The organism is Cupriavidus sp. 10L43_2 (assembly GCF_056395265.1).
In genome coordinates this window covers 18,565-41,853 of sequence record NZ_JBFTJE010000028.1, presented here as the reverse complement: position 1 = coordinate 41,853, position 23,289 = coordinate 18,565, and the positions used below count along the sequence as shown (strand labels likewise).

Here is a 23,289-nt window from a genome sequence, read left to right as displayed (position 1 = left end):
ATCCCAGCCACCATGACCACATCCACTTCCCCCTATTCCTTGACCATCGCGCTCGGTCCGCTGCTCTACTACTGGCCCCGCGCGGACGTGCTGCGCTTCTATGCCGATGTGGCAGACGCCCCCGTGGAGCGCGTCTATCTTGGCGAAGCCGTCTGCACGCGCCGCCACGAATTGCGCCATGCCGACTGGCTGGACGTGGCACGGATGCTGCGCGATGCCGGCAAGGAGGTGGTGCTGTCCACCCCGGTACTGGTCGAATCGGACAGCGACATCGCGGCCATGCGCCGCGTCTGCGAGCAGGACGAGTTCCTCGTGGAGGCCAACGATCTTGGCGCGGTGCGCGCGCGGCGCGGGCGGCCGTTCGTCGCCGGGCCGCATCTGAACGTCTATCACGCCGATACGGCGACGTGGCTGGGCTCGCTGGGCGCGCGCGGGGTCGTGGCGCCGGTCGAGATGGACCACGCGGCGCTGGCCGCGCTGGCGGCGGCGCGGCCAGCCGGCATGCAGATCGAAGCGATGATCTGGGGCCGCATGCCGCTGGCGATCTCCGCGCGTTGCTTCACGGCCCGGCATCACCGCCTGCGCAAGGATGCCTGCGAGTTCCGTTGCCTCGACTACCCGGACGGGCTGGTCGCCCGCACGGGCGAAGGGCAGCCGTTCTTCGCCCTGAACGGCATCCAGACTCAGTCCGCAAGCTGCCTGGACCTGTGCGCGCACCTGCCGGAGATTCAGGCGATGGGCGTGGATGTGGTCCGCGTCAGCCCGCACGCCGTGGGCACGCTGGACGTCATAGCGCTGCTAGACGCCGTGCGTCACGGCCGCACCGGCGCCGCGCCCAGCGGCATCGTGCCCGCCGGCGCCTCGGCGAGCAACGGCTACTGGACCGGCCAGCCCGGCATTGCCTGGATAGCCGGCGCGCCCGCATGACTGCCCCAAGACCATCGATGAATTCTTCTTCCCTGATTGCCCGCATCCATCGCCGCCTGCCCGCCCCTGCGCAGGCCCTGCCGTTCGTGATGGCGCTGGAGTCCGCGCGCCGCGCCGGCTGGTTGCAGCCACCGTCCGCGCTGGGCGGTCATGCCTTCCTGCTCGTGGTGGAAGACCTCGGGCTGGACCTGCGTTTCCGCTGTGCAGGGGGCGTGTTCCGGATGGGGCCGTTCGATCCTGAACCCGCCCCGGCGCTGACGCTGCGCGCCCGCGCCGCCGATTACCTGCAACTGCTCGCCGGCCATGCCGATACCGACACGCTGTTCTTCCAGCGCCGGCTCTCGATTTGCGGGGACACCGCGCTGGGGTTGGAGGTCAAGTACTGGCTCGACGCCACGCCGCGTCCGGCCTGGGTCGAGCCCTGGGTGGCGCGGCTAGCGGTGCTGTTTCCCGAAGTCCGTGCCGCGTGAGAGCGACGGGCTGGCCCGTCAGGCCTCGGGCGCCAGATCGCCGTAGCGCACGCCGCGTGGCTTGAAGCAGCAACGGGCGCGGAGCACGGCACCGGGGAGGTTGGCGAGCGCGGGCATCGCCGTGAAGCCATCGAGCGTCGCCTGGAGGTCGGCCGCGCTGCGCGCCCGCACCACCGCGAACAGGTTGAAGGGCCATGCCGTGCCTCGGCGCGCGCGCCGGTAGCAGAGTGCCACCGCGGGCAGGCGGGCCAGCCGCTTGCCCAGCACATCCACACGTGCGTCGGGCGCATTCCATACGCACATCGCGTTGTGCACGAAGCCGAGTTGGCCCGGCTGGAGAATGGCGCCGAAGCGGCGGATCACGCCGGCCTCGCGCCAATGCGCCAGCCGGCGCCAGAGTTCGTGTAGCCCGATGCCGGTGCCACGCGCCATGGCGTGGTAGGGCTCGGGCGTCAGCGGCAGGCCGTCTTCCAGCGCTGCCACCAGCCGCCAGTCGGCATCGGTCATCAGGGGCCGCAGTGGCACCCCGGCATCGACGTGGTATTCACATTCCAGTGGCAGTGCGAGCGGCGTCTGGTGGACATCCGCGCCAATGCCGTCGAGTACGGTCGCCAGGTGGTCGGCATCGCGCGCACCGGCCACGAACCAGAGGTTGTAGCGGTGGCCGGTTCTGCAGTAGTGATGGCCGATGGCCGGGTCGGCGTTGAGTCGCCGCGCCACGCTCTCCAGCCGCGCCGCCGGCACGGACAGCGCCGCGAGCGTGGTGGCGCCGATGGCGTTCGGCGCGAAGCGGGCGCCGACATGGCTGATGCGGCCGCTGCCAACGTCGCGCGCCAGCAGCGACAGCAGGCCATGCTCGGACAGGCCGAGCGCCCGGGCCAGGCACCGGTAGGGCCGTGGCTCCAGCGGGAAATCTTGCCGAAGGCGTTGGTAGAGTGCAGTCTCGTCGATCATGGCGATATCCGGAGCAGCGGGCAGGATTGCGTGCCCGCCATGATGAGCCGGATACCCGGCCGCCCCGTTGACCCCCATCAAGCGCGGATCAGCGCCCCCGCACGAGCTGCCAGGCCCGTCCGAGGTAGGTGACCGAGGCGAAGCCGCTCCACACATGCACCAGCCGCGTGAACGGGAAGATCGCGAACAGCGAGATACCGAGGAACAGATGCACGCGGAACAGCAGCGGGGCATCGGCGATGAAGTCGGGCGCATCGGCGCGCAGCGTGACGATGTGCTGGGCCCAGGTCATCAGCTGCACCATCATGTGACCGTCCATATGGCCGGCGGACACGAAGATGGTCGAGAGCCCGGCCAGCAAGGTCGCCAGCAGCCAGAGCAGCAGCACCTTGTCGCCGGTACGCGTGACCGCGGCAACTCGGGCGTTGGTGAAGCGCCGATGCAACAGGATCAGCAGGCCGATCAGGCAGATCGTGCCCATGACTCCGCCGGCGCCCATCGCCACGGCCTGCTTGAGCGTGTGGGAGACACCGAGCGCGTCCCACACGGCCACGGGTGTGAGCAGGCCCGCCAGATGGCCGAAGAACAGCCCGAGGATGCCAACGTGGAACAGGATGCTGCCCAGCCGCAGGTTGCCGCGATAGAGCAGTTGGGAGCTGTCGGCCTTCCAGCCGTACTGCTCGCGCTCGAAGCGCGCCAGGCTGCCGAACAGGAACAGGGCGGCGGCGATATAGGGATAGATGCCGAAGAGGAACTGGTGGGCGAATGACATGGTGGTCGCCTGCGTCGTCAGGGAGGTCATTGGGGGGAGGGGGCGCGCCGGTCGTGGAAGCGCACCACTTGTTCAGCCGGCATGGCCGCCGCCAGCAACGGCTCCACGCCATCCGTGCCGGGGCCGAACAGTTCCAGCGCTTCGTCCATGTCGCGCACGGGCGGGTCGGTCCGGGCCTCGGGCTGCACGCTGGTCATTGAGCGCAGCACCGTGAACACGGTCGCGTACGGGCTGTCGTGGCGCGCCAGCCGGTCGCAGATGGCCGCCAGCACGTGGATGGCCTCGCCCAGCAACTGCTCGGCGCGCTGCGCCTGCCCGTCATCGGCCAGCGCGCCGAGGAACTCCAGGAACAGCGGCACGTAGTCGGGCAACTCGTTCGCCACCGGCTCGAAGCCGGCGCGCCGGTATTCGTCGATCAGATCGACCATGGCTTGCCCCCGGTCGCGGGACTCGCCATGGACGTGCTCGAACAGGTGCAGCGAATGCGCGGGATTGCGGTCGAAGGTGGCCACGTAGTGCTCCTGCAGCGCGATCAGCGGGCTGTCGCGCAGCGGGCCGGTCAGCGGGGCCAGCCCCGCGCGGGCGGCGGGCCAGGCGTCGAGCGCCTGTTCGATCTCGGGCATGGCCGCCTGCAGCGGCGCTTCGGGGTAGCCCAGCAAGGCGCTGAGCACGGGATAGAGGGTCATGATGGATCCGTTGTTAGCAGGTGTCAGCAGGTTTCAGTCGGCTTCTTGCGCGACTTGGGCATGTCCGCGAAGACCACGCTGCCCTGCGGCTTTTTGCCGAACAGCGAGCCCTCGGACGTACCGCCCGAGCAGCCGTTGCCGAACGTGAAGCCGCAGCTGCCTTTCTCGTTGAAGCTGTCCTCGACCATTTCCTTGTGTGACGATGGAATCACAAAACGATCCTCGTAATTGGCGATGGCCAGCAGGCGGTACATGTCCTCCACCTGCGCCGGGGTCAGCCCCACCTGCCGCAGCACGGCGAGGTCCGCCTCGCCATCCACGACTTCCGAGCGCTTGAACGCCCGCATGGCCAGCATGCGCTGCAGGGCGGTCAGCACTGGCGCCACGTCGCCGGCGGTCAGCAGGTTGGCGAGGTACTTGAGCGGAATGCGCAGGCCCTGCACGTCCGGGATCATCCCGTTCATGCCCATGAAGCCGCTTTCCGCCGCCGACTGGATCGGCGAGAGCGGCGGCACGTACCAGACCATCGGCAGCGTCCGGTATTCGGGATGCAGCGGGAAGGCGATCTTCCATTCGCAGGCCATGCGATAGACCGGCGACTTGCGCGCGGCATCGAGCCAGCTCTGCGGAATGCCCTGGCGCAGCGCCTCGGCCTGCACGGTGGGGTCGTTCGGGTCAAGGAAGACGTCGAGCTGGGACTGGTACAGGTCGCGCTCGTCCTCCACGCCGGCGGCGCTGGCGATGCGATCCGCGTCGTACAGCATCACGCCGAGGTAGCGGATGCGACCGACGCAGGTCTCGGAGCAGACGGTCGGCTGGCCGCCCTCGATGCGCGGGAAGCAGAACGTGCACTTCTCCGCCTTGCCGCTCTGCCAGTTGAAATAGATCTTCTTGTATGGACAACCAGAGATGCACATCCGCCAGCCACGGCACTTGTCCTGGTCGACCAGCACGATGCCGTCGTCCTCGCGCTTGTAGACCGAGCCGCTCGGGCAGGACGCCACGCAGGCCGGGTTCAGGCAGTGCTCGCACAGACGGGGCAGGTACATCATGAAGGTGTTCTCGAAGGTCGAGTACATCTCCTTCTGCACGTTCTCGAAGAGCTGGTCGCGGCTGCGCGAGGCGAACTCGCCGCCGAGGTCATCCTCCCAGTTCGGCCCCCATTCGATCTTCTCCATCTTCTTGCCCGTCAGCACGGACACCGGCCGGGCGGTAGGCGGCGTCGGCATCAGCGGCGCCTTCTGGAGGTGCTCGTAGTCGTAGGTGAACGGCTCGTAGTAGTCGTCGATCTGCGGCAGGTTCGGGTTGGCGAACAGGTTCGACAGAATGCGCGCGCGGCCGCCCTGGCGTGGCGTGAGCGAGCCGTCGGGCTGGCGCTGCCAGCCGCCGTTCCACTTGCGCTGGTTTTCCCATTCCTTGGGATAGCCGATGCCGGGCTTGGTCTCGACGTTGTTGAACCAGGCGTACTCCACGCCGTCGCGGCTGGTCCAGACGTTCTTGCAGGTCACTGAGCAGGTATGGCAGCCGATGCACTTGTCGAGGTTCAGCACCATGGCCACCTGGGCGCGGATCTTCATCGCGGGGCTCCTTCTTCTTGTGCGGACTGGGGCAGTGGGGTATCCATCCAGTCCACCTTGTTCATCTTGCGCAGGATCACGAATTCATCGCGATTGCTGCCGACCGTGCCGTAGTAGTTGAAGCCGTAGGCCAGTTGCGCGTAGCCGCCGATCATGTGGGTCGGCTTGGTGACCGCCCGCGTGACCGAGTTGTGGATGCCGCCGCGCATGCCGCTCATCTCGGCGCCGGGCACGTTCACGATCTTTTCCTGCGCGTGATACATCAGGCACATGCCTTGCGGCACACGCTGGGACACCACCACCCGGGCGGTCAGCGTGCCGTTGACGTTGAAGACCTCCACCCAGTCGTTGTCCCGGATGCCGTTGGCGCGCGCCTCGGCCTCCGAGATCCACACGTGCGGCCCCCCGCGCGAGAGCGTGAGCATGCGCAGGTTGTCCGAGTAGGTGGAGTGGATGCCCCACTTCTGGTGCGGGGTGATCCAGTTCAGCACCAGCTCCGGGTTGCCGTTGGGCTTGCGGCCCAGCATCGGCGCCACCGTGCGGGTGTCGATGGCCGGCTTGTAGACGCAGGCGCCCTCGCCGAAGTCGAGCATCCACCGGTGGTCCTGATAGAACTGCTGGCGCCCGGTCAGCGTGCGCCAGGGAATCAGCTCGTGGACATTGGTGTAGCCGGCGTTGTAGCTGACTTCCTCGGATTCCAGCCCGGACCACGTCGGCGCGGAGATGATCTTGCGCGGCTGGGCCTGTACGTCCCGGAAGCGGATCTTGTCGTGCTCCCGACCCAGTGCCAGGTGGGCGTGCGGGCGGCCCGTGATCTTGGACAGCGCCTCCCACGCCTTCACCGCCACGTGGCCGTTGGTCTCGGGCGCGAAGGTCAGGATCATCTCGGCGGCGTCGATGGCCGTCTCCAGCCGGGGCCGACCGTAGCTGACGCCGGGCGCGGTCACGGTCTGGGTCAGGTGGCCCAGTTCGGCCACCTCGTGCCTGGTATCCCAGCCGATGCCCTTGCCGCCGTTCCCGAGCTTGTCCAGCAGCGGGCCCACGGAGGTGAACTTCTTGTAGAGATCCGCGTAGTTGCGCTCCACCACGGTCATCGACGGCGCGGTCTTGCCGGGGATCAAATCGCACTCGCCGTGCTTCCAGTCGCGCGGCTCGAAGGGCTGGCCCAGCTCGCCCGGCGTGTCGTGCAGCAGCGGCGTGCAGACCAGATCCTTGCGCGTGCCCAGGTACGGGCCGCCAATCTCGCTGAACTTCTCGGCGATGGCCTTGTAGATCTCCCAGTCGGTCTTGCTCTCCCACAGCGGCTGCACGGCCTCGGAGAGCGGGTGGATGAACGGGTGCATGTCCGACGTGTTCAGGTCGTCCTTCTCGTACCAGGTGGCCGTGGGCAGGACGATGTCGCCGTAGAGGCAGGTCGTGCTCATGCGGAAGTCGAGCACCGTCAGCAGGTCCAGCTTGCCCTCGGCGGCCGGGCGGACGTTGACCTCGCTCGGGCGGATGGCGTCGCGCTCGTCGCTGAACACGGCGTTCTGCGTGCCGAGCAGGTACTTGAGGAAGTACTCATGGCCCTTGCCCGAACTCCCCAGGATGTTGGAGCGCCACACGAACATGTTGCGCGGGAAGTTGGCCGGGTTGTCGGGGTCGTCGCAGGCGAATTGCAGGGCGCCGGACCTGAGCTGGTCGACGGTATAGGCTACCGGGTCCTGCCCGGCGCGCTCGGCGGCGTCCACCACATCGAGCGGATTTGCGCCCAATTGCGGCGCGGACGGCAGCCAGCCCATGCGTTCCGACTTGGCGTTGAGGTCCAGCAGCGACAGCCCGGCGTAGCGCGCCTTGTCCGCCGTGGGCGCGAGGATCTCGTCCACGGCGAGCTTCTCGTGGCGCCACTGGCTGGTGTGGTTGTAGAAGAACGAGGTGCCGTTCATCTGGCGCGGCGGGCGCGACCAGTCCAGCCCGAAGGCCAGCGGCGCCCAGCCGAACTGGGGCCGCAGCTTCTCCTGCCCCACGTAGTGCGCCCAGCCGCCGCCGCTCTTGCCGATGCAGCCGCACATCATCAACAGGTTGATGATGCCGCGATAGATCATGTCGTTGTGGTACCAGTGATTCAGCGCGGCGCCGACGATGACCATGCTCTTGCCCTGCGTGCGGTGGGCGTTCTCGGCGAACTCGCGCGCCACCTGCGTCACCAGGCGGGCCGGCACGGTCGTGTGCTTCTCCTGCCAGGCGGGGGTGTAGGGCACGTCGTCATCGAAGGAGGTCGCCACGTTCGGCCCGCCCAGGCCCTGGTCCACGCCATAGTTGGCCAGCTGCAGGTCGTAGACCGTGGCGACCAGCGCCGTGCTGCCATCGGCCAGCGTCAGGCGGCGCACCGGCACGCGGCGGCGCAGCAGCGCGTCATGCTCGCCGCCGAAGTAGGGGAAGCCGACTTCCGCCACGGTGTCTTCATGGCCGAGCAGCGACAGGCGCGGATCGATCGTCTTGCCGTCCTGGCTGTCGCGCAGCTCCAGATTCCAGCGGCCGGCCGTGTCGTCGCCGGGCGTCCAGCGGAAGCCGATCGAGCCGTTCGGGGCAGTCACCTCCCCGCTGGCATCGTCGATCAGCAGCGTCTTCCACTCCGCATGCCGGGACTCGCCGAGACTGCCGTCGAGATGGGAGGCGCGCAGGAAGTGATCGGGCACCAGCGTGCCGTCCTGCTCGCGCAGCCGCACCAGCATCGGCATGTCGGTGTACTGCTTCAGGTAGTCGCGGAAGTAGGCGGACTTGCCGCCCACGTGGAATTCCTTGAGTACGACGTGGCCCATGGCCATGGCCAGCGCGGCGTCGGTGCCCTGCTTGGGGGCGAGCCAGATGTCGCCGAACTTGACCATCTCGCCGTAGTCGGACGAGACCGCCACGGTCTTGGTGCCCTTATAGCGCACCTCGGTGTAGAAGTGGGCGTCCGGCGTGCGCGTCTGCGGCACGTTGGAGCCCCAGACCATCAGGTAGGTGGCGTTGTACCAGTCGGCGGACTCGGGCACGTCGGTCTGCTCGCCCCAGGTCTGCGGGCTGGCCGGCGGSAGGTCGCAGTACCAGTCGTAGAAGGACAGGCAGGCGCCGCCGAGCAGGCTCAGGTAGCGGGCGCCGGCCGCGTAGGACACCATCGACATGGCCGGGATGGGCGAGAAGCCGATCACGCGGTCCGGGCCGTACTGCTTGACCGTGAACGCGTTGGCGGCGGCGATGATCTCGGTGGCCGTGGCCCAGTCGGCCCGGACAAAGCCGCCCAGCCCGCGCACGCTCTTGTAGCGGGCGGCGCGTTCGGGGTCCTGGCTGATCCAGGCCCAGGCGGCGATCGGGTCCATGGTCTGGCGCGCCTCGCGCCACATGGCCATCAGCCGGCCGCGGATCATCGGGTACTTCACGCGCTGGGCGGAGTAGACGTACCAGCTGTACGAGGCGCCGCGCGGGCAGCCGCGTGGCTCATGGTTGGGCAGGTCCGGGCGCGTGCGTGGGTAGTCGGTCTGCTGGGTTTCCCAGGTAATCAGGCCGTTCTTGACGTAGACCTTCCACGAGCAGGAGCCCGTGCAGTTGACGCCGTGGGTGGACCGCACCACCTTGTCGTGCTGCCAGCGGGTGCGGTAGCCGTCTTCCCACTTGCGGTCTTCGTTGACCACGGCGCCGTGGCCGTCGGCATAGGTGGACGTGACGCGCGACAGGAACTTCAGTCGATCGAGGAAATGACTCATGGTTTGGCTCCAGCAGGGACACTTGCAGCTTACGGAGCGCGTGCCGCGCAGGCCATTCGCTGGTGGAGCAGGGGAGACGACGGCGATCGGCCTAGGCGGGACCCGTCGGCATCGTCCGGAAGAACTATGCCGACGGGCGGGGTTGACGCGCGGGTGAAGCAGGAATCAGCAGGGCATGGCCGCGTTGCGGCGCGCGTAGCACCACCAGGTAATCGCGGCGCAGCTGATATAGAACAAGATGAAGAGATGGAGCGCAGCGTCCGGCGCGCCGGTCATCTCCAGCGCGGTGCCGAAGCTCTTGGGGATGAAGAAGCCGCCGTACGCGCCGATGGCGCCGGAGAAGCCGAGCACGGCGGCGGATTCCCGGGCGGCGTCCTGCACGGCCACCCGCTGGGCGGGCGCGCCCGGGCCGGCGGCGCGCAGGCGCTCGGTCAGGAAGATCACCGGGATCATGCGGAAGGTGGAGCCGTTGCCGATGCCGGTCAGCGCGAACAGCACGATGAACGCGCCCAGGAAGCCGCTGAAGCTGCCGCCCGTGCCGTTGTGCGGCAGCGCCGCCAGCACGGCCACCACGCCGCCGATCATGCCGAGGAAGCTCCACAGCGTGACCCGCGCGCCGCCGAGCTTGTCTGACAGCCAGCCGCCCACCGGGCGCGTCAGCGCGCCGACCAGCGGGCCCAGGAAGGCGTAGGCCGTGGGGTTCACGTTCGGGAACTGCGACTTGGTCAGCAGCGCCAGCCCGGCCGAGAACCCGATAAACGAGCCGAAGGTGCCCACGTAGAGCCAGCACATCAGCCAGTTGTGGCGGCGCCGGAAGATCACCGCCTGCTCCGCGAACGAGGCGCGGGCATCGGCAATATCGTGCATGCCGAACCACGCCGCCAGCGCCGACACGGCGATAAACGGCACCCAGATAAAGCCCGCGTTCTGGAGCCAGAGCTGTTGCGTGGCGCCGTTGGCCGCGTATTCCTGCCCGGCCCCGCCCAGCGCGCCGAACACGGCCACCGACACCACCACCGGTGTCACGAACTGCACGATCGAGACGCCGAGGTTGCCGATGCCGGCGTTCAGGCCCGTGGCCAGCCCCTTGCGCGCCTTCGGGAAGAAGAAGCTGATGTTCGCCATCGACGAACTGAAGTTGGCGCCGCCCAGCCCGCACAGCAGGGCCAGCCCCAGCAGCGTCGGGTAGCTGGTGGACGGGTCGCGCAGCGCGAAGCCCATGCCGAGCGCCGGAATCAGCAGCAGCGCGGTGGAGATGGCGGTGAAGCGCCGCCCGCCGAAGATCGGCACGAGGAAGGAGTAGAAGATGCGCAGCGTGGCGCCGGACAGCGCCGGCAGGGCGGTCAGCCAGAACAGCTGGTTGCCGGTGAAGTGGAAGCCGGCGCGGTCCAGGTTCACGGCCACCACGCTCCAGAGCATCCAGACCACGAAGGCCAGCATCAGCGCGGGAATGGAGATGCAGAGGTTGCGGTAGGCGATGCGCGCGCCCTGGTATTTCCAGAACGCCGGGTCTTCAGGTTCCCAGCGGGTCAGTACGGAGGTGCTCATGGCGTTATCTCGTCGAAGGGGGGAAGGTGGGAAAGATTCAGGCCACCGCCGGGGCGGCGCCGCGATGGCTGTAGTGCATCCACACCAGACTCACGCAGACGGTGCCGTACATCAGCATGAAACAGCTGCTGCGCACGCCGGTCAGGTCGGCCAGCGCGCCGAACAGGATCGGCAGGATGAAGCCGCCGAGCCCCCCGGCCAGCCCCACCACGCCGGAGACGGCGCCGATGTTCTGCGGGAAGTCATTGGCGATGAACTTGAATACCGACGCCTTGCCGATGGCGAACGCGATGCCCACCGCGAACAGCAGCACCGTGAACAGCGTGGGGGACAGGCCGAGGTGGAAGGCCAGCGGACCGTTGGCGGTCTGGATCACGAGGTCGGTCTGCGGGTAGCTGAGCAGGAAGAAGCCAACCCAGCTCACCCACATCACCCACCAGGTGGTGCGATGGGCGCCGTAGCGGTCCGAGATCCAGCCGCCGATGGCGCGCAGCATGCCGCCGGGCAGGGAGAAGCACGCGGCCAGGAAGGCGGCGATGCGGATGTCGAACCCATATTCGCCGATGTAGTAGCGCGTCATCCACAGCGCCAGCCCCACGTAGCCACCGAACACCACCGAGTAGTACTGGGAGTAGCGCCAGACCCGTGGGTCGCGCAGCATGGCCATCTGGGCGCGCCAGCCGGCGCTGCCGGCGGCCACGCGGTGCGCCGGGTTGCTGGCCGAGAAGACCCAGAACAGCAGCGCCGTGGCCAGCATCGCCACCGCGTAGACCTTCGGCACGATGGTCCAGGTGCCGGCGGCGGCGATCAGCGCCGGGGCGACGAATTTGGTTAGCGCGGCCCCGGAGTTACCGGCGCCGAAGATGCCCATCGCCAGCCCCTGCCGATGGCGCGGGAACCAGCGCGCCACATAGGGCGTGCCCACCGAAAACGAGCCGCCGGCCAACCCGAGCAGCAGCCCGAGCGCCAGCAGCTGCCAGAGGGTGGTGGCATAGGCGAGCAGCCAGATCGGCACCACGGTGGCCAGCATCAGCAGGAAGAAGACGATGCGGCCGCCGTAGCGGTCGGTCCAGATGCCCAGCGGCACGCGGATCAGCGATCCGCTCAGCACCGGCATGGCGGCCAGCAGGCCGAATTCGGTGTCGTTCAGGCCAAGCTGCTGCTTGAGCGGAATGCCGAGCACGGCGAACACCATCCAGACAGCGAAGCAGATGGTGAACGCGAACGTGCTGGAGGCCAGCACGCCGTTGGCGCGGCGGGAGATCGCCGGCGCGTCGTGCAGGACGGCGGAGGAGGGGGGAGGGGACGAGGATGAGGGGGAGGCCATCGAGAGGTCCTAATGGACAACAAGGGATGGCCCCCAGCGTAGGCACGGCTGCCTGCCGTGCCTATTCGCCGGCCGGGGAGCGGGCGGGGCGGGTGGCCCCTGTCGATGGAACTAGTCCGGTTGGTGGTTATCGATCGGACAAATTCGAGAACGCGGGTCAGGCAGTCACGATGCCTCCGGGGCCAGCCCGGCGGCCTGACCGCCATCGCTCCGCCGTTCGGCCCGCACGGCCAGCAGCGCGATGCCCAGCGCGCCCAGCGGCGCCAGCGCCGCGATCCACGGCAGCGCGGTCAGCCCCGGGCCGTGGTCGACCACCACGCCACCGAGCCACGCGCCAATGCCGTTGCCGAGGTTGAACGCGGCGATATTGAAGCTCGACGCCAGGTTCTGGCCCGCGCCGTGGGCGTGGCGCAGCACGCGCAGCTGCAGCGGGGAGACCGTGGCGAACGCGGCCACGCCCAGCGCGCCGACGAACGCCACCACCGCCACTGGCTGGTGGAGCGCCAGCGTCATCGCGGCCAGCACCAGCGTCAGCACCGTCAGCGAGCCCAGCAGCGCACCCGTGGGACGCCGGTCCGCCATGCGTCCGCCGAGGATATTGCCGATGATCATGCCGCCGCCGAACAGCAGCAGGATGGGCGACACCGCCGCCTCGCCGTAGCCCGAGACCCGGGTCAACAGCGGCTGCACATAAGTAATCACCGCGAAGATACCGACCGATTGCAGCACCGTCATCAGCAGGCCGAGCAGCACTTGGGGGCGGGCGATGGTGCGCAGTTCGTCGGCAAGGCGGGCCGGCGCGGCGTCGTCGCGGCTGCGCTGCACCAGCAGGGCGATCACCGCCAGCGAGGCCAGGCCGATCACGGTCATCGCCCAGAACGTGCTGCGCCAGCCGAAGTGCAGGCCGAGCCAGGCGCCGGCGGGCATGCCGAGCAGCGTGGCCAGCGTGAGGCCGGAGAACATCACCGAGATGGCCGAGGCGCGGCGGTTGGCGGGCACGAGGCCGGTGGCCACCACGGCGCCCACGCCGAAGAACGTGCCGTGCGTGAGCGAGGTCACCACGCGCGCAATCATCAGCGTGGTGTAGTCGGGCGCCAGCGCGCAGGCGGCGTTGCCGATGGTGTAGATCGCCATCAGCACCAGCAGCACGGCCTTGCGCGGCATGCGGCGGGTGAGCAGCGTGAGGACCGGCGCCCCGGCGAACACGCCGAGCGCGTAGCCGGAGACCAGCATGCCGGCGGCGGCGATGGTCACGCCGAGGTCCGCCGAGACCTGGAGTAGCAGCCCCATGATGACGAATTCGGCACATCCGATGCCGAACGAGCCGGCGGTCAGGGCATACAGCGCCACGGGCATCCGCGAGGACGGGCCGGTGGCGGGGGTGGAAGGGAGGGGCGCGGCCATGTCGGGAAGTTGGGGACGGATTCTGGAAGGCGCCAGTGTCGGCCTTTCGCAGCTTCCGAAAAACGGGCAAGATCCAGAATCAGTTTCAAGAAATCATTGAGAATCGGATCGGATCATGGACCGGATTGGCGACATCGGCTTGTTTCTGCGCGTGCTGGACCTCGGCTCGATCAGCGCGGCGGCGCGCAGCCTCGACCTCTCGGTGGCCGTGGCCAGCCAGCGGCTGCAACGGCTGGAGCGCGACCTGGGCGTGCGCCTGCTGCATCGCACGACCCGGCGGCTGCATGCCACCCCCGAAGGCGCGGTGCTGGCGGAGCAGGGCCGGGCGCTGGTGGAAGACCTGGAGGCGTTGTCCGGCTCGCTGCGGCAGGCGGGCGCCGGCGTGACCGGGGTGCTGCGGATTACCACCTCGGCCTCGTTCGGCCGGCAGTATCTGTCGCCGCTGCTGCCGGATTTCCTGCGCGCCCATCCCGGCGTGCGCCTCAGCATCAGCCTGACCGACCATGTACTCGATCTGGTCAGCAGCGGCTTCGACCTCGCCATCCGCATCGGCACACTGGCGGACTCCACGCTGGTAGCGCGCAAGCTGGCGGACAACCAGCGTCTGCTGTGCGCCTCGCCCGACTACCTGGCGCAGCATGGCTGGCCGCAGACGCCGCAGGACCTCGCCCATCATCAATGCCTGATCCTGGTCGGCAGCCAGGGCCGCTCCGATGTCTGGCGGATGGGCGATGGCGCCGGCGGCGAGGTGGCCGTGCGCGTGCAGGGCCGGGTGGAGGCCAATACGGGCGAGTTGCTGGCCGATGCGGCGCTCGCCGGCTTCGGCATCGCCATGCATTCAGTCTGGCATGTCAGCGCCGACCTGCGGGCTGGCCGGTTGGTGCCGGTGCTGCCCGACTACCCGCTGGCCGACAGCGGCATCTACGCGGTGATGCCGCAGCGCCGGCTGGTGCCGCCGCGCGTGCGGGCCTTCGTCGATTTCCTCGCCGAACAGTGGGGCGACGCCCCGCCCTGGGCGGCCGGCTGGGTCGATGGCGGGGTGGATGGCACCCGGGCTGGGTGATGGTCACGAGACAAACTGCTTAAATCTTGAGCAGTCCGGTGGGGTAACGCACAGACGCGGCCCCGGGGGTGCGACGCCACAGGATATCCACAGAACCTGTGGATATCCTCAACGTGGGCCAGACCACGCCCCAAAAGCGCCTCCTGCGGCTATGCTGTGCCACCATCCTCGGTCAACTGTCAGCTTCGTGCTTCCTATGCGCAAGATCCGGCTTGTTGCGGCAAGGGTTTTCCCGATGTTTCTCGTGGTTGTGGCTGGCGCCGGCCTGTCCGGCTGCGTGGCCCAGTACCGCGTGCCCTCGGGCGCCCCCTATGCCAGCGTGCGGCTGCTGACCAATACCGATGAGAACACCACCTTCAGCGTGGTGGACCCGGCGAAGTGCCCGACGCCGGCCCGGCCGCTGGTGCTGGCCGGCATGGGCAAGCAGCTCGCCGCGATGGGGCGAGACCGGGGGCTGGACATGGCAGGCAGTTCTCCCGAGCCGCCCGCGCAGACGCGCGAGCGCAAGGTGGCGGTCGGCAAACGGGTGTATGTCGCGGTGACGTCGATGGCGGCGCCGCCGGCCGAAGAGATACGCTGCGCGGCGGGGGTGTCATTCATTCCGCAGTCAGGCGCGCAATATGAAATCCGCTATACGCGCGATGAAGCGGCGAGCCAATGCGCGGCGCGCGTGCTGCGCCTGCAGCCAAGGCCCGATGGCGGGGCCAATCTGGTGCAGGAAACCAGCCAGCAGGGATTCCGGGCGTTGCGAAAGGAGTTGATTTGCGACGCGCCGGGCGTTGAGCCGGCGCGCGCAGGGCAATAAGCGTCAGCGCTTATCGAGAGGAATATCGAACTCAGGCTTGTTCGATCAGGAAGCGCTCGGGGCGCTTGCCCAGCCATGCCGGGGCGCGGCCACGGCCCGACCAGGTCTTGCCGGTTTTCGGGTCCTGGTATTTCGGGGGCAGCGCTGCGGTCTTGCGTGCCGGGCTGGCACCGCTGCCAGCGGGACGACCACGACGGCGCTTCGGCGCAATATCGTCGACCGTCAGGTCGTAATCGGCCATCAATTGGCGAATCTGCGCCACGACGCCAGAGACTTCATTGGCGCGCACCTCGCTGAGTTTGGCTTCCAGTGCTTCTTTTTCAGCCAGTAGTTGCTTGTAGGTCGGCATTTTGGATCCCCGTTCAGATTGTTGTTCGCGGCATGTTACAGGACATTGCTGACTATTGTCGTGACTAGTCGTCCCATAAAATATTACAAAAGATAAACGGATTTTCCTAATAAAAAACGTTTGTTCCAGATGTGGGATCTGAATCGGACTACGCAAGTCCGTATTTTCGGATTTGAACGAATTTCAATGTCGATGCATTTCGACGAATGCCGACGAATCTCGACCAATGCCGAAATCGCGGAGCGAAAATCGCCGCGCATGACAGGCGCCGCGCAGGATTGGCGGCACTGATATTTTTGGCGACTCGGCAAGAAAAAAACCCCCGGAGGGAAAGACTCCGGGGGCTGYGAATTCCACTGGTTACCCAGGGTGGTACCGCACACATCGTTGACCGATGGGATCGGACATTTCTTAGATTGCCCAGCCTCCGGCATAGAAGGCGGCCAGCGCCACGGCAATGGCCACGGTGCCGATATTGAGCTTGCGCCATTCGCCCGAGACGATTCGGCCAATCACCAGCGTGCAGAAACCGAGCATGATGCCGGTGACGATATTGCAGGTCAGCACGATAAAGACCGCGCAAACCAGACCGGCCATGGCATCGACCAGATCGTCCATATGCAGGCGGCTGACGCTGGACAGCATCAGCAGGCCCACGTACATCAGCGCAGGCGCCGTGGCGTACGACGGCACCAGCCCGGCCACCGGCGAGAAGAACATCACGGCCAGGAACAGCACGCCGACGGTCACCGCTGCGAGGCCGGTGCGCGCGCCGGCGGCCACGCCCACGGTGGACTCGATATAGGCCGCCGCCGGGGCGCCGCCGAACATCGCCGAGAAGATCGAGCTGACCGAGTCGGCGGTCAGCGCGCGGCCGCCGTTATGGATGCGGCCGGTGGCGTCGAGCTGGTTGGCCTGGCCGGCCACCGCGCGGATCGTGCCGGTGGCGTCGAACACGGCGGTCATCACCAGCGCCAGCACGCTGGGCAGCACGGCGGCGGACAGCGCGCCGCGGATGTCCATCGCACCGATCAGCGAGGCATGGCCGGGCGTCGACAGGCTCGGCAGCGCGAACACGCCGGTGTACTTCACGGCCGGGTCGAACATCAGGCCCAGCGCCGAGATGACGATGATGACCAGCAGGATGCCGCCCGGCACGCGACGGCGCTCCAGGCCGAAGATCGCCGCCAGCCCGAGTACCGACATCACCACCGGGAACGCCGTGATGTGGCCCAGTTGCACGGGCAGGCCGGSGCCGGGATTCTTGACCACCAGGCCGACCTCGTTCGAGGCAATCAGCAGTAAGAAAAGTCCGATGCCGATCCCCGCGCCATGGGCCACGCCGGCCGGCAGGTTACGCAGGATCCAGGCGCGCACGCCGGTGACCGAGATCGCCGTGAAGACCACGCCCATCAGGAACACGGCGCCGAGCGCCACCTCGGGAGAGAGCTTCTGTCCGAGCACGAGGCCGAAGGCCATGAAGGCGGTGAGGGAGATGGCGCAGCCGATGGCGATGGGCAGCTTGGCCCAGAGCCCCATCAGCAGCGAGCCGAAGGCCGTGGTCAGGCACACGGCCACGAACACCGCGCTGGTGTCGAAGCCGGCCTTGCCGAGCATGCCCGGCACCACGAACACGGCATAGACCATCGCCATGAAGGTGGTGGTGCCGGCCACCACCTCGCGGCGCCGCGTGCTGCCGCGTGCGCTGATCTGGAAATACTCGTCGATTTTTCCCGCGCGGCCGGCGCGCGTGCCCTGCGCGTGCGCTACGTCATCCACGTCCGTGACGGACGGATACGGCTGTTCGATCATGATGGTCTGCCTCCTTGCAGGGGCGCCGCGCCGGTCCGCGTACGGATACGGCGTCAGCTTGTCTCACGTGGTTCTGGGTGCGAGGGCGGAGGTCCCGGTGGCATCGGTGCTCGGGGTGCGGGCGTCTCTTTCCTCGGTGTCCGGCCCGGGGGCCGGTGGCCGGTCGGCTGCCTCTGGCGGGCAGGATCCGGCGAGGCTCAACGGTAGGGGAGCGCTGCGCCGCTTTCATCATCGGGGCGCGATGCGGAACATGCGGGGCGCCGAATAACCACGGGTTTGCGGTGCTTCCGGAGGCTCAGGGATTTCCCTCGGTGGACGGCCGGACGGCGATTTTGGCCTTCGATGGGCCCTGGAAGGTAGGTTCCGGTCACATGGCCGGGGCATCCTGCCGGAAAGCGGGCGGGATCGCTAAAGGTCCCGGCGGCGGCGCCGATAGACCTTTGGCAACACCTGTCCATTTACCCATAGTCACCCCCAGCCAGCAGCGGAGCAAGCACGATGACCAGCGCGATGAGAGACATTGACGAGCGCACGAACCTGACCAACAACAATCAGTTCGAACTGCTGTTGTTCCGACTTGGCGACGCGGCGAACAGCGGGCAATCCGAACTGTTCGGCATCAACGTATTCAAGGTCCGCGAAATCCTGGTGATGCCGTCGGTGACCACCGTGGTGGGCGCCGAGCCGTCCATCCTCGGCATGGCCGACATCCGGGGCCAGGTGATTCCCGTGATCGACCTGCCGCGCCTGCTGGAGTGCCAGCCGAAGTCCGGCCTGAACATCATGCTGGTGACGGAGTACGCGCGCTCCACCCAGGGCTTTGCCGTGGAAGCCGTGGAAGAGATCGTGCGCCTGGACTGGAGCCAGGTGATCTCGGCCGAGACGAGCGTCAAGGGCGGGCTGGTGACCAGCATCGCCAAGCTCGATGTCGGCGGCGAGAACCCGCGTCTGGTGCAGGTGCTCGACGTGGAGCAGATCCTGCGCGATGTGCTGCCCACCCGCCAGCCGGACGTGGACCCGGCCACCGTGGGCCCGGCGCTGAACCTGCGCCCTGGCACCAAGGTGCTGGCCGCCGATGACTCGGCGCTGGCGCGCGGCCTGATCGAGAACGGCCTGAAGGCGATGGGCGTGCAGGTGGTGATGACCAAGACGGGCCAGGAGGCATGGGAGATGCTGGGCAGCATCGCCGATCTCGCCGCCTCGCAGGGCAAGACCATCCGCGACGAGATCGCGCTGGTGCTGACCGACCTGGAAATGCCCGAGATGGACGGCTTCACGCTCACGCGCAAGATCAAGAGCGACGCACGGCTCAAGTCCCTGCCGGTGGTCATCCACTCGTCGCTCTCCGGCGAGGCCAGCGAGGAGCACGTGCGCAAGGTCGGCGCCGATGCCTATGTGTCGAAATTCCTGGCGAAGGATCTCGCGGACACCATCCGCGGCGTGATGGCCCGCCATCCGTAAACGCGTCTTTTCCCCTCTCCCTTTGGGAGAGGGGCAGGGGAGAGGGCCGGCGGTTCAACATGCAGTGTCGCATCGAGAACCACTTGCCCTCTCCCCCAACCCCTCTCCCGCAAGCGGGCGAGGGGAGCAACGCCTCCCCTCTCCGAAACCAGTTGCATAAAAATCGGGCAGTCCAGCTCTTTCCAATGCTGGCGCGGGTTTGCGGGTCGCGGGGTGGGCGATTATCCACTGGAACTGTGGATAGCTCTCGTTCGCATTCTTCGCCCGCCTGCCCCGGCTCTCCCCTGTTTACATCAGCTGCTTACTTCGGCTGCTCCACCGTACGCAGGTACGGCTTCAGCGTCTTGAAGCCCTGTGGATATTTCTTCTTCGCATCGTCGTCCGAGACCGATGTCGGGATGATCACGTCCTCGCCCGGTTTCCAGTTGACGGGCGTGGCCACGGTGTGCTTTGCGTTGAGCTGGAGCGAGTCCAGCAGGCGCAGCACCTCGTCGAAATTGCGGCCCGCGCTCATCGGATAGACCAGCATGGCCTTGACCTTCTTGTCCGGGCCGATCATGAACACCGAGCGGATCGTGGCGTTGTCCACGGCGGTGCGTTTGCCGCCGCTAGCCTCGGGGTGAATCATGTCGTACAGCTTGGCCACGTGCAGGTCCGCGTCGCCGATCATCGGATAGTTGACCGCGCTGCCCTGGGTCTCCTCGATGTCCTTGGCCCAGCGCTGGTGGTCGTCAACCGGGTCGATCGACAGGCCGATGATCTTGGTATTGCGCTTGTCGAACTCGGGCTTGAGCTTGGCCATGTAGCCCAGCTCGGTCGTGCAGACCGGGGTGAAGTCCTTCGGATGCGAAAACAGGATCGCCCAGCTGTCACCCATCCATTCGTGAAAGCGAATCTTGCCTTCCGTGGTATCAGCGGTGAAGTCAGGGGCTTCTTCGCCTAGTCGAATTGCCATGTCGCACTCCTTGTTTCAGTCAGGGCCAGGTGGATGATTGGGCTGCCGGCGTCGCCGGGGAACTCCAGTATAGGAATTACACGGTGAAAAAACTCCCTCCACGGGCGTATGGTCGGCGTAGTCTCGGCGTCACATTTCGGAGGGGGAAAGGGACGGCGCTACGCCGGCCGTTCCAGGTCCGCGATCACCGCGCGCAGGAAGCGCGCCGCCTCCCCGCCCGTGACCACGCGGTGGTCGAAGGTCAGCGAGAGCGGCATCACGCGATGCACGGCGGGCTGGCCGCCGGCCGCCACCACTTCGTCACGTATACGCCCGGCGCCGAGGATGGCCACCGTGGGCGGCACCACGATCGGCGCCGCGTAGCGGCCCGCGATCATGCCGAAGTTGGACAGCGTGATGGTGTTGCCGCGCATCTCCTCCGGGGCGATGGTGCGCGCGATGATGTCCGCGCGCATGCGGTCGAGCCCGGTGCGCAGGTCGGCGGCGTCGCGCTTGCCGACGTTGCGCAGCACCGGCACGAACAGACCCTCGGGCAGGTCGGCAGCAATGCCGACGTCGATCCGCTCCAGCACATGGCGCCGCCCGCTCTGGCCCTCGTACCACGCGTTGAGCCCCGGCTCGGCATGCACGCCGGCCACCAGCGCGCGCACCAGCCGGATCGTGATGTCGTTGCCCGGCCCCGCATCCTGCTGCCAGGCGTGCAGGTCGGCATCGTCCATGACCGTGGCCGCCGCCACCTCGCTCTGTGCGCGGGCCATGTTCTGGGCCATCGCCCGGCGCACGCCCCGCACCACTTCGGCCGGGCCGAGATCGGCCAGCGTGGTGGCCACGCGCTGCACGTCCGTGGCCGTAATCAGGCCGTCATGGCCGGAGGGCGTGACCATGGCGAGGTCCACCGACAGCTTGCGCGCCAGCGCCCGCACCGCCGGCGTGGCCTTGATGCCGTGCGCGCCACCCGGACCGAGCGGCGCGGCGGCTTCCGCCAGCACCTGCGTGCCGACCTTCACCGCGCCCACCACGGTGCCGGCATCGTCCTGGGCGCTGCCGGCGCCCTCGAAGCCCACCAGCGGCGCGCCGAGGTGGACGATATCGCCCGGCTGCGCGAACAGCTTGGCCACCTGGCCGCTGAATGGCGATGGAATCTCGACGATGGCCTTGGCGGTCTCCACGGACAGCAGCGGCTCGTCCGCCGCCACGCTGTCCCCGGGTTTGACGTGCCACGCCACGATCTCCGCTTCCTGCAATCCCTCGCCCAGATCGGGCAGCTTGAAGGTCCGCATGAACGTCTCCTAGGCCGCCAGCGCGCGCCGCGCGGCATCGACAATCCGCGCCACGGAGGGCAGGTAGCTGTGCTCCAGCCGGGCCAGCGGCACCACGGTGTCGTAGCCGGTCACGCGCTGCACCGGCGCGCTGAGCGAATAGAGGCCGGCATCGGCCAGATTGGCCGCGATCTCCGCGCCGAGCCCCGCCGTGCGCGGCGCCTCGTGCACGATCACGCAGCGGCCGCTGCGGGCCACGGATTCGAGGATGGTGTCCATGTCGAGCGGCTTCAGCGTCGCCACGTCGATCACGGCGGCGCCGATGCCTTCGTCGGCCAGCTGGTCGGCGGCGGCCAGCGTCTCCTGCAGCATCGCGCCCCAGCTCACCAGCGTGAGGTCGGCACCGTCGCGCAGCGTGAAGCAGGCGTCGAGCGGCAGCGCCTCGCCATCGTCGGGTACCTCCTGCCGGAACAGCCGGTAGAGCCGCGTCGGCTCCAGGAAGATCACCGGGTCCGGATCGCGGATGGCCGCCAGCAGCAGCCCGTAGGCCCGCGCGGGCGAGGATGGCATGACCACGCGGATGCCCGGCATGTGCGCGAACATCGCCTCGGGGCTTTCGGAATGATGCTCGGGCGCGTGGATGCCGGCCCCGCTCGGCGCGCGCACCACCATCGGACAGCCCAGCCGGCCGCGCGTGCGGTGGCGCATGTGGCCGGCGTGGTTGAGGATGTTGTCGATGGCCGGGTAGATGAAGCCCGCGAACTGGATCTCGGCCACCGGCTTGAGTCCCATCGCCGCCATGCCGATGGCCGCGCCGACGATGCCGCCTTCGGCCAGCGGGGTGTCGATCACGCGCGCCTCGCCAAAGCGCGCCTGCAGGCCCACCGTGGCGCGGAACACGCCGCCGTTGACGCCGATGTCCTCGCCCAGCAGCACCACGTCCGGGTCATGCGCCAGCGCGTGGGCCAGCGCCAGGTTCACCGCTTCCACCAGATGCAGTTCAGCCATGATGGGCTCCTGGCGGGGTCGTCTGATATTGGCGCGCCATCTCGCGCTGGGCTTCCAGCGCGGCGGGCAGGGTGGCGTAGAGGCAGTCGAACATCGCGCCGGTGTCGGGCGGCGGCAGGGCCAGGTAGGCGTCCACGGCAGCGGCCACGGCCTGCTGGCATTCGCGGATCAGCGCCTCCTCCCGGCCCGGGTCCCAGGCGCCCTGCGCGGCGAGGTAGTCGCGCAGCCGCACGATGGGTTCCTGCGCCCAGGCGGCCTTGACCGTTGCTTCGTCGCGGTAGCGCGAGGCATCGTCGGCCGTGGTGTGGTCCCCCAGCCGGTAGGTCACGGCCTCGATCAGCGTGGGGCCGCCGCCGGCCCGGGCGCGGTCGATCGCCTCGCCCACGCGGTGCCGCACCGCAATCACGTCGTTGCCATCGACCTGCTCGCCGGGAATGCCGGCGGCGATGGCCTTCTGGGCGAGCGTCTGCGCGGCGGTCTGCTTGCTGCGCGGCATGGAGATCGCCCACTGGTTGTTGTTGACGACGATGACCAGCGGCACGTGCCACGCGCCGGCCATGTTCATCCCCTCGTAGAAATCGCCCTTGGAGGTGCCGCCGTCGCCGACGATGGTCACCGCCACGCGGGGCTGCCCGCGCAGCTGGAACGCATAAGCCACGCCGGCGCCGTGGCCCACCTGGGTGCCGATCGGCACGCAGTTGCCGAAGTCATGCGGCGCCGCCGCAAAGCCGCTGCCGCGCTCGTCGCCGCCCCAGTACAGCAGGCTCTCGGTCATGGTGACGCCCCGCACAAACTGCGCGGCGTGGTCGCGGTAGGACGGCACCAGCACGTCGTCCGGCAGCATGGCGGAGGCCACCCCGACGCCAATCGCTTCCTGCCCGAGCGCGGACGCGAACGTGCCGATCTGGCCCGTGCGCTGCATGGCGATGGCCTTGAGGTCGAACTGGCGGGTCAGCACCATGGCGCGATACAGCGGCAGCAGCGCGGCCGGGTCGCGGGCGAAGGGGGGAAGGTCTGGGCTGGCGGTGCCCTGGGCGGAAAGGTAGCGGGTAAAGCCGATCTCGAAGCGCGCAACAGTGTCCATGTGGATGTCCCCGTGTTGGAACCCTGTCAGGTTCGCGGTGCCCTGTGCGGCGCAGCATCTTGTGGACGCTGCTGCCTTCGAGTGTAGGGCACGGATGCGGGGA

The 23,289-nt window shown here is 68.1% G+C and carries 19 protein-coding genes; 5 read left to right on the top strand and 14 right to left on the bottom strand.

What is annotated here, in order from left to right; all coding sequences use genetic code 11:
- The first annotated feature begins 12 nt into the window (after positions 1 to 12).
- Both AC1DEL_RS26660 and ubiT read left to right on the top strand, forming a co-directional pair.
- The gene (locus tag AC1DEL_RS26660; protein ID WP_092296912.1) at positions 13 to 927 is read left to right on the top strand and encodes a U32 family peptidase; all 915 of its coding nucleotides are present in this window, start codon (positions 13 to 15) and stop codon (positions 925 to 927) included.
- Between the two features lie 17 nt (positions 928 to 944).
- A complete protein-coding gene (ubiT, locus tag AC1DEL_RS26655; RefSeq protein ID WP_477126430.1) occupies positions 945 to 1,397 on the top strand; it encodes a ubiquinone anaerobic biosynthesis accessory factor UbiT in 453 nt (150 codons plus the stop codon).
- Between the two features lie 18 nt (positions 1,398 to 1,415).
- Here the strand turns inward: ubiT and ahbB are convergent, their stop codons facing one another.
- The 8 genes from ahbB to AC1DEL_RS26615 form a co-directional block, all read right to left on the bottom strand.
- Entirely contained in the window at positions 1,416 to 2,351 is a 936-nt protein-coding gene (ahbB, locus tag AC1DEL_RS26650; RefSeq protein WP_477107999.1) for a siroheme decarboxylase subunit beta, read from the bottom strand.
- Between the two features lie 88 nt (positions 2,352 to 2,439).
- Entirely contained in the window at positions 2,440 to 3,123 is a 684-nt protein-coding gene (gene narI, locus AC1DEL_RS26645; RefSeq protein ID WP_092297417.1) for a respiratory nitrate reductase subunit gamma, read from the bottom strand.
- 26 nt (positions 3,124 to 3,149) lie between these two features.
- Positions 3,150 to 3,836, bottom strand: a complete 687-nt coding sequence (narJ, locus tag AC1DEL_RS26640) for a nitrate reductase molybdenum cofactor assembly chaperone (protein ID WP_477126438.1) — start codon at positions 3,834 to 3,836, stop codon at positions 3,150 to 3,152.
- Entirely contained in the window at positions 3,833 to 5,386 is a 1,554-nt protein-coding gene (gene narH, locus AC1DEL_RS26635) for a nitrate reductase subunit beta (protein WP_477126431.1), read from the bottom strand. Before narH ends, narJ begins: the two co-directional genes overlap by 4 nt.
- A complete protein-coding gene (locus tag AC1DEL_RS26630; RefSeq protein WP_477126432.1) occupies positions 5,383 to 9,111 on the bottom strand; it encodes a nitrate reductase subunit alpha in 3,729 nt (1,242 codons plus the stop codon). Before AC1DEL_RS26630 ends, narH begins: the two co-directional genes overlap by 4 nt.
- A 165-nt stretch (positions 9,112 to 9,276) precedes the next feature.
- Positions 9,277 to 10,659 (bottom strand): NarK family nitrate/nitrite MFS transporter, encoded by a 1,383-nt coding sequence (locus AC1DEL_RS26625; RefSeq protein WP_092296931.1) that lies wholly within the window; start codon positions 10,657 to 10,659, stop codon positions 9,277 to 9,279.
- Positions 10,660 to 10,696: 37 nt separating this feature from the next.
- Entirely contained in the window at positions 10,697 to 11,986 is a 1,290-nt protein-coding gene (locus AC1DEL_RS26620; RefSeq protein ID WP_477126433.1) for an MFS transporter, read from the bottom strand.
- A gap of 165 nt (positions 11,987 to 12,151) precedes the next feature.
- The gene (locus tag AC1DEL_RS26615; RefSeq protein WP_441645589.1) at positions 12,152 to 13,390 is read right to left on the bottom strand and encodes an MFS transporter; all 1,239 of its coding nucleotides are present in this window, start codon (positions 13,388 to 13,390) and stop codon (positions 12,152 to 12,154) included.
- 115 nt (positions 13,391 to 13,505) lie between these two features.
- Between AC1DEL_RS26615 and AC1DEL_RS26610 the strand changes: the two genes are divergently transcribed.
- Complete coding sequence (locus tag AC1DEL_RS26610) at positions 13,506 to 14,453, top strand: LysR family transcriptional regulator (protein WP_092296941.1); 948 nt, start codon at positions 13,506 to 13,508, stop codon at positions 14,451 to 14,453.
- Between the two features lie 196 nt (positions 14,454 to 14,649).
- A complete protein-coding gene (locus AC1DEL_RS26605; RefSeq protein ID WP_255370887.1) occupies positions 14,650 to 15,258 on the top strand; it encodes a hypothetical protein in 609 nt (202 codons plus the stop codon).
- Between the two features lie 31 nt (positions 15,259 to 15,289).
- Here AC1DEL_RS26605 and AC1DEL_RS26600 read toward each other — a convergent pair whose 3' ends face one another.
- A complete protein-coding gene (locus AC1DEL_RS26600) occupies positions 15,290 to 15,607 on the bottom strand; it encodes an H-NS histone family protein (protein ID WP_092296944.1) in 318 nt (105 codons plus the stop codon).
- A 411-nt stretch (positions 15,608 to 16,018) separates the two neighbouring features.
- Complete coding sequence (locus AC1DEL_RS26595) at positions 16,019 to 17,419, bottom strand: NCS2 family permease (RefSeq protein WP_477159221.1); 1,401 nt, start codon at positions 17,417 to 17,419, stop codon at positions 16,019 to 16,021.
- A gap of 498 nt (positions 17,420 to 17,917) precedes the next feature.
- Here AC1DEL_RS26595 and AC1DEL_RS26590 point away from each other — a divergent pair, with 498 nt between their 5' ends.
- Positions 17,918 to 18,880, top strand: coding sequence for a chemotaxis protein (locus AC1DEL_RS26590; protein WP_092296952.1), 963 nt, complete (start codon positions 17,918 to 17,920; stop codon positions 18,878 to 18,880).
- A gap of 301 nt (positions 18,881 to 19,181) precedes the next feature.
- Here the strand turns inward: AC1DEL_RS26590 and AC1DEL_RS26585 are convergent, their stop codons facing one another.
- The 4 genes from AC1DEL_RS26585 to pdhA form a co-directional block, all read right to left on the bottom strand.
- Complete coding sequence (locus AC1DEL_RS26585) at positions 19,182 to 19,835, bottom strand: peroxiredoxin (protein ID WP_092296955.1); 654 nt, start codon at positions 19,833 to 19,835, stop codon at positions 19,182 to 19,184.
- A 158-nt stretch (positions 19,836 to 19,993) separates the two neighbouring features.
- Entirely contained in the window at positions 19,994 to 21,115 is a 1,122-nt protein-coding gene (locus tag AC1DEL_RS26580) for a dihydrolipoamide acetyltransferase family protein (protein WP_477126434.1), read from the bottom strand.
- Positions 21,116 to 21,124: 9 nt separating this feature from the next.
- The gene (locus AC1DEL_RS26575; protein ID WP_092296961.1) at positions 21,125 to 22,102 is read right to left on the bottom strand and encodes an alpha-ketoacid dehydrogenase subunit beta; all 978 of its coding nucleotides are present in this window, start codon (positions 22,100 to 22,102) and stop codon (positions 21,125 to 21,127) included.
- On the bottom strand, positions 22,095 to 23,186 hold the full coding sequence (gene pdhA, locus AC1DEL_RS26570; protein ID WP_454757675.1) for a pyruvate dehydrogenase (acetyl-transferring) E1 component subunit alpha: 1,092 nt from the start codon (positions 23,184 to 23,186) through the stop codon (positions 22,095 to 22,097). The genes AC1DEL_RS26575 and pdhA overlap by 8 nt, the downstream gene beginning before the upstream one ends.
- Positions 23,187 to 23,289: the final 103 nt, after the last annotated feature.

Coding starts and splice junctions, on each gene's coding strand:
- AC1DEL_RS26660 (WP_092296912.1), top strand. CDS start 13: ATGACCACATCCACTTCCCCCTATTCCTTGACCATCGCGCTCGGTCCG.
- ubiT (WP_477126430.1), top strand. CDS start 945: ATGAATTCTTCTTCCCTGATTGCCCGCATCCATCGCCGCCTGCCCGCC.
- ahbB (WP_477107999.1), bottom strand. CDS start 2,351: ATGATCGACGAGACTGCACTCTACCAACGCCTTCGGCAAGATTTCCCG.
- narI (WP_092297417.1), bottom strand. CDS start 3,123: ATGTCATTCGCCCACCAGTTCCTCTTCGGCATCTATCCCTATATCGCC.
- narH (WP_477126431.1), bottom strand. CDS start 5,386: ATGAAGATCCGCGCCCAGGTGGCCATGGTGCTGAACCTCGACAAGTGC.
- AC1DEL_RS26625 (WP_092296931.1), bottom strand. CDS start 10,659: ATGAGCACCTCCGTACTGACCCGCTGGGAACCTGAAGACCCGGCGTTC.
- AC1DEL_RS26620 (WP_477126433.1), bottom strand. CDS start 11,986: ATGGCCTCCCCCTCATCCTCGTCCCCTCCCCCCTCCTCCGCCGTCCTG.
- AC1DEL_RS26615 (WP_441645589.1), bottom strand. CDS start 13,390: ATGGCCGCGCCCCTCCCTTCCACCCCCGCCACCGGCCCGTCCTCGCGG.
- AC1DEL_RS26610 (WP_092296941.1), top strand. CDS start 13,506: ATGGACCGGATTGGCGACATCGGCTTGTTTCTGCGCGTGCTGGACCTC.
- AC1DEL_RS26605 (WP_255370887.1), top strand. CDS start 14,650: ATGCGCAAGATCCGGCTTGTTGCGGCAAGGGTTTTCCCGATGTTTCTC.
- AC1DEL_RS26600 (WP_092296944.1), bottom strand. CDS start 15,607: ATGCCGACCTACAAGCAACTACTGGCTGAAAAAGAAGCACTGGAAGCC.
- AC1DEL_RS26590 (WP_092296952.1), top strand. CDS start 17,918: ATGACCAGCGCGATGAGAGACATTGACGAGCGCACGAACCTGACCAAC.
- AC1DEL_RS26585 (WP_092296955.1), bottom strand. CDS start 19,835: ATGGCAATTCGACTAGGCGAAGAAGCCCCTGACTTCACCGCTGATACC.
- AC1DEL_RS26580 (WP_477126434.1), bottom strand. CDS start 21,115: ATGCGGACCTTCAAGCTGCCCGATCTGGGCGAGGGATTGCAGGAAGCG.
- AC1DEL_RS26575 (WP_092296961.1), bottom strand. CDS start 22,102: ATGGCTGAACTGCATCTGGTGGAAGCGGTGAACCTGGCGCTGGCCCAC.
- pdhA (WP_454757675.1), bottom strand. CDS start 23,186: ATGGACACTGTTGCGCGCTTCGAGATCGGCTTTACCCGCTACCTTTCC.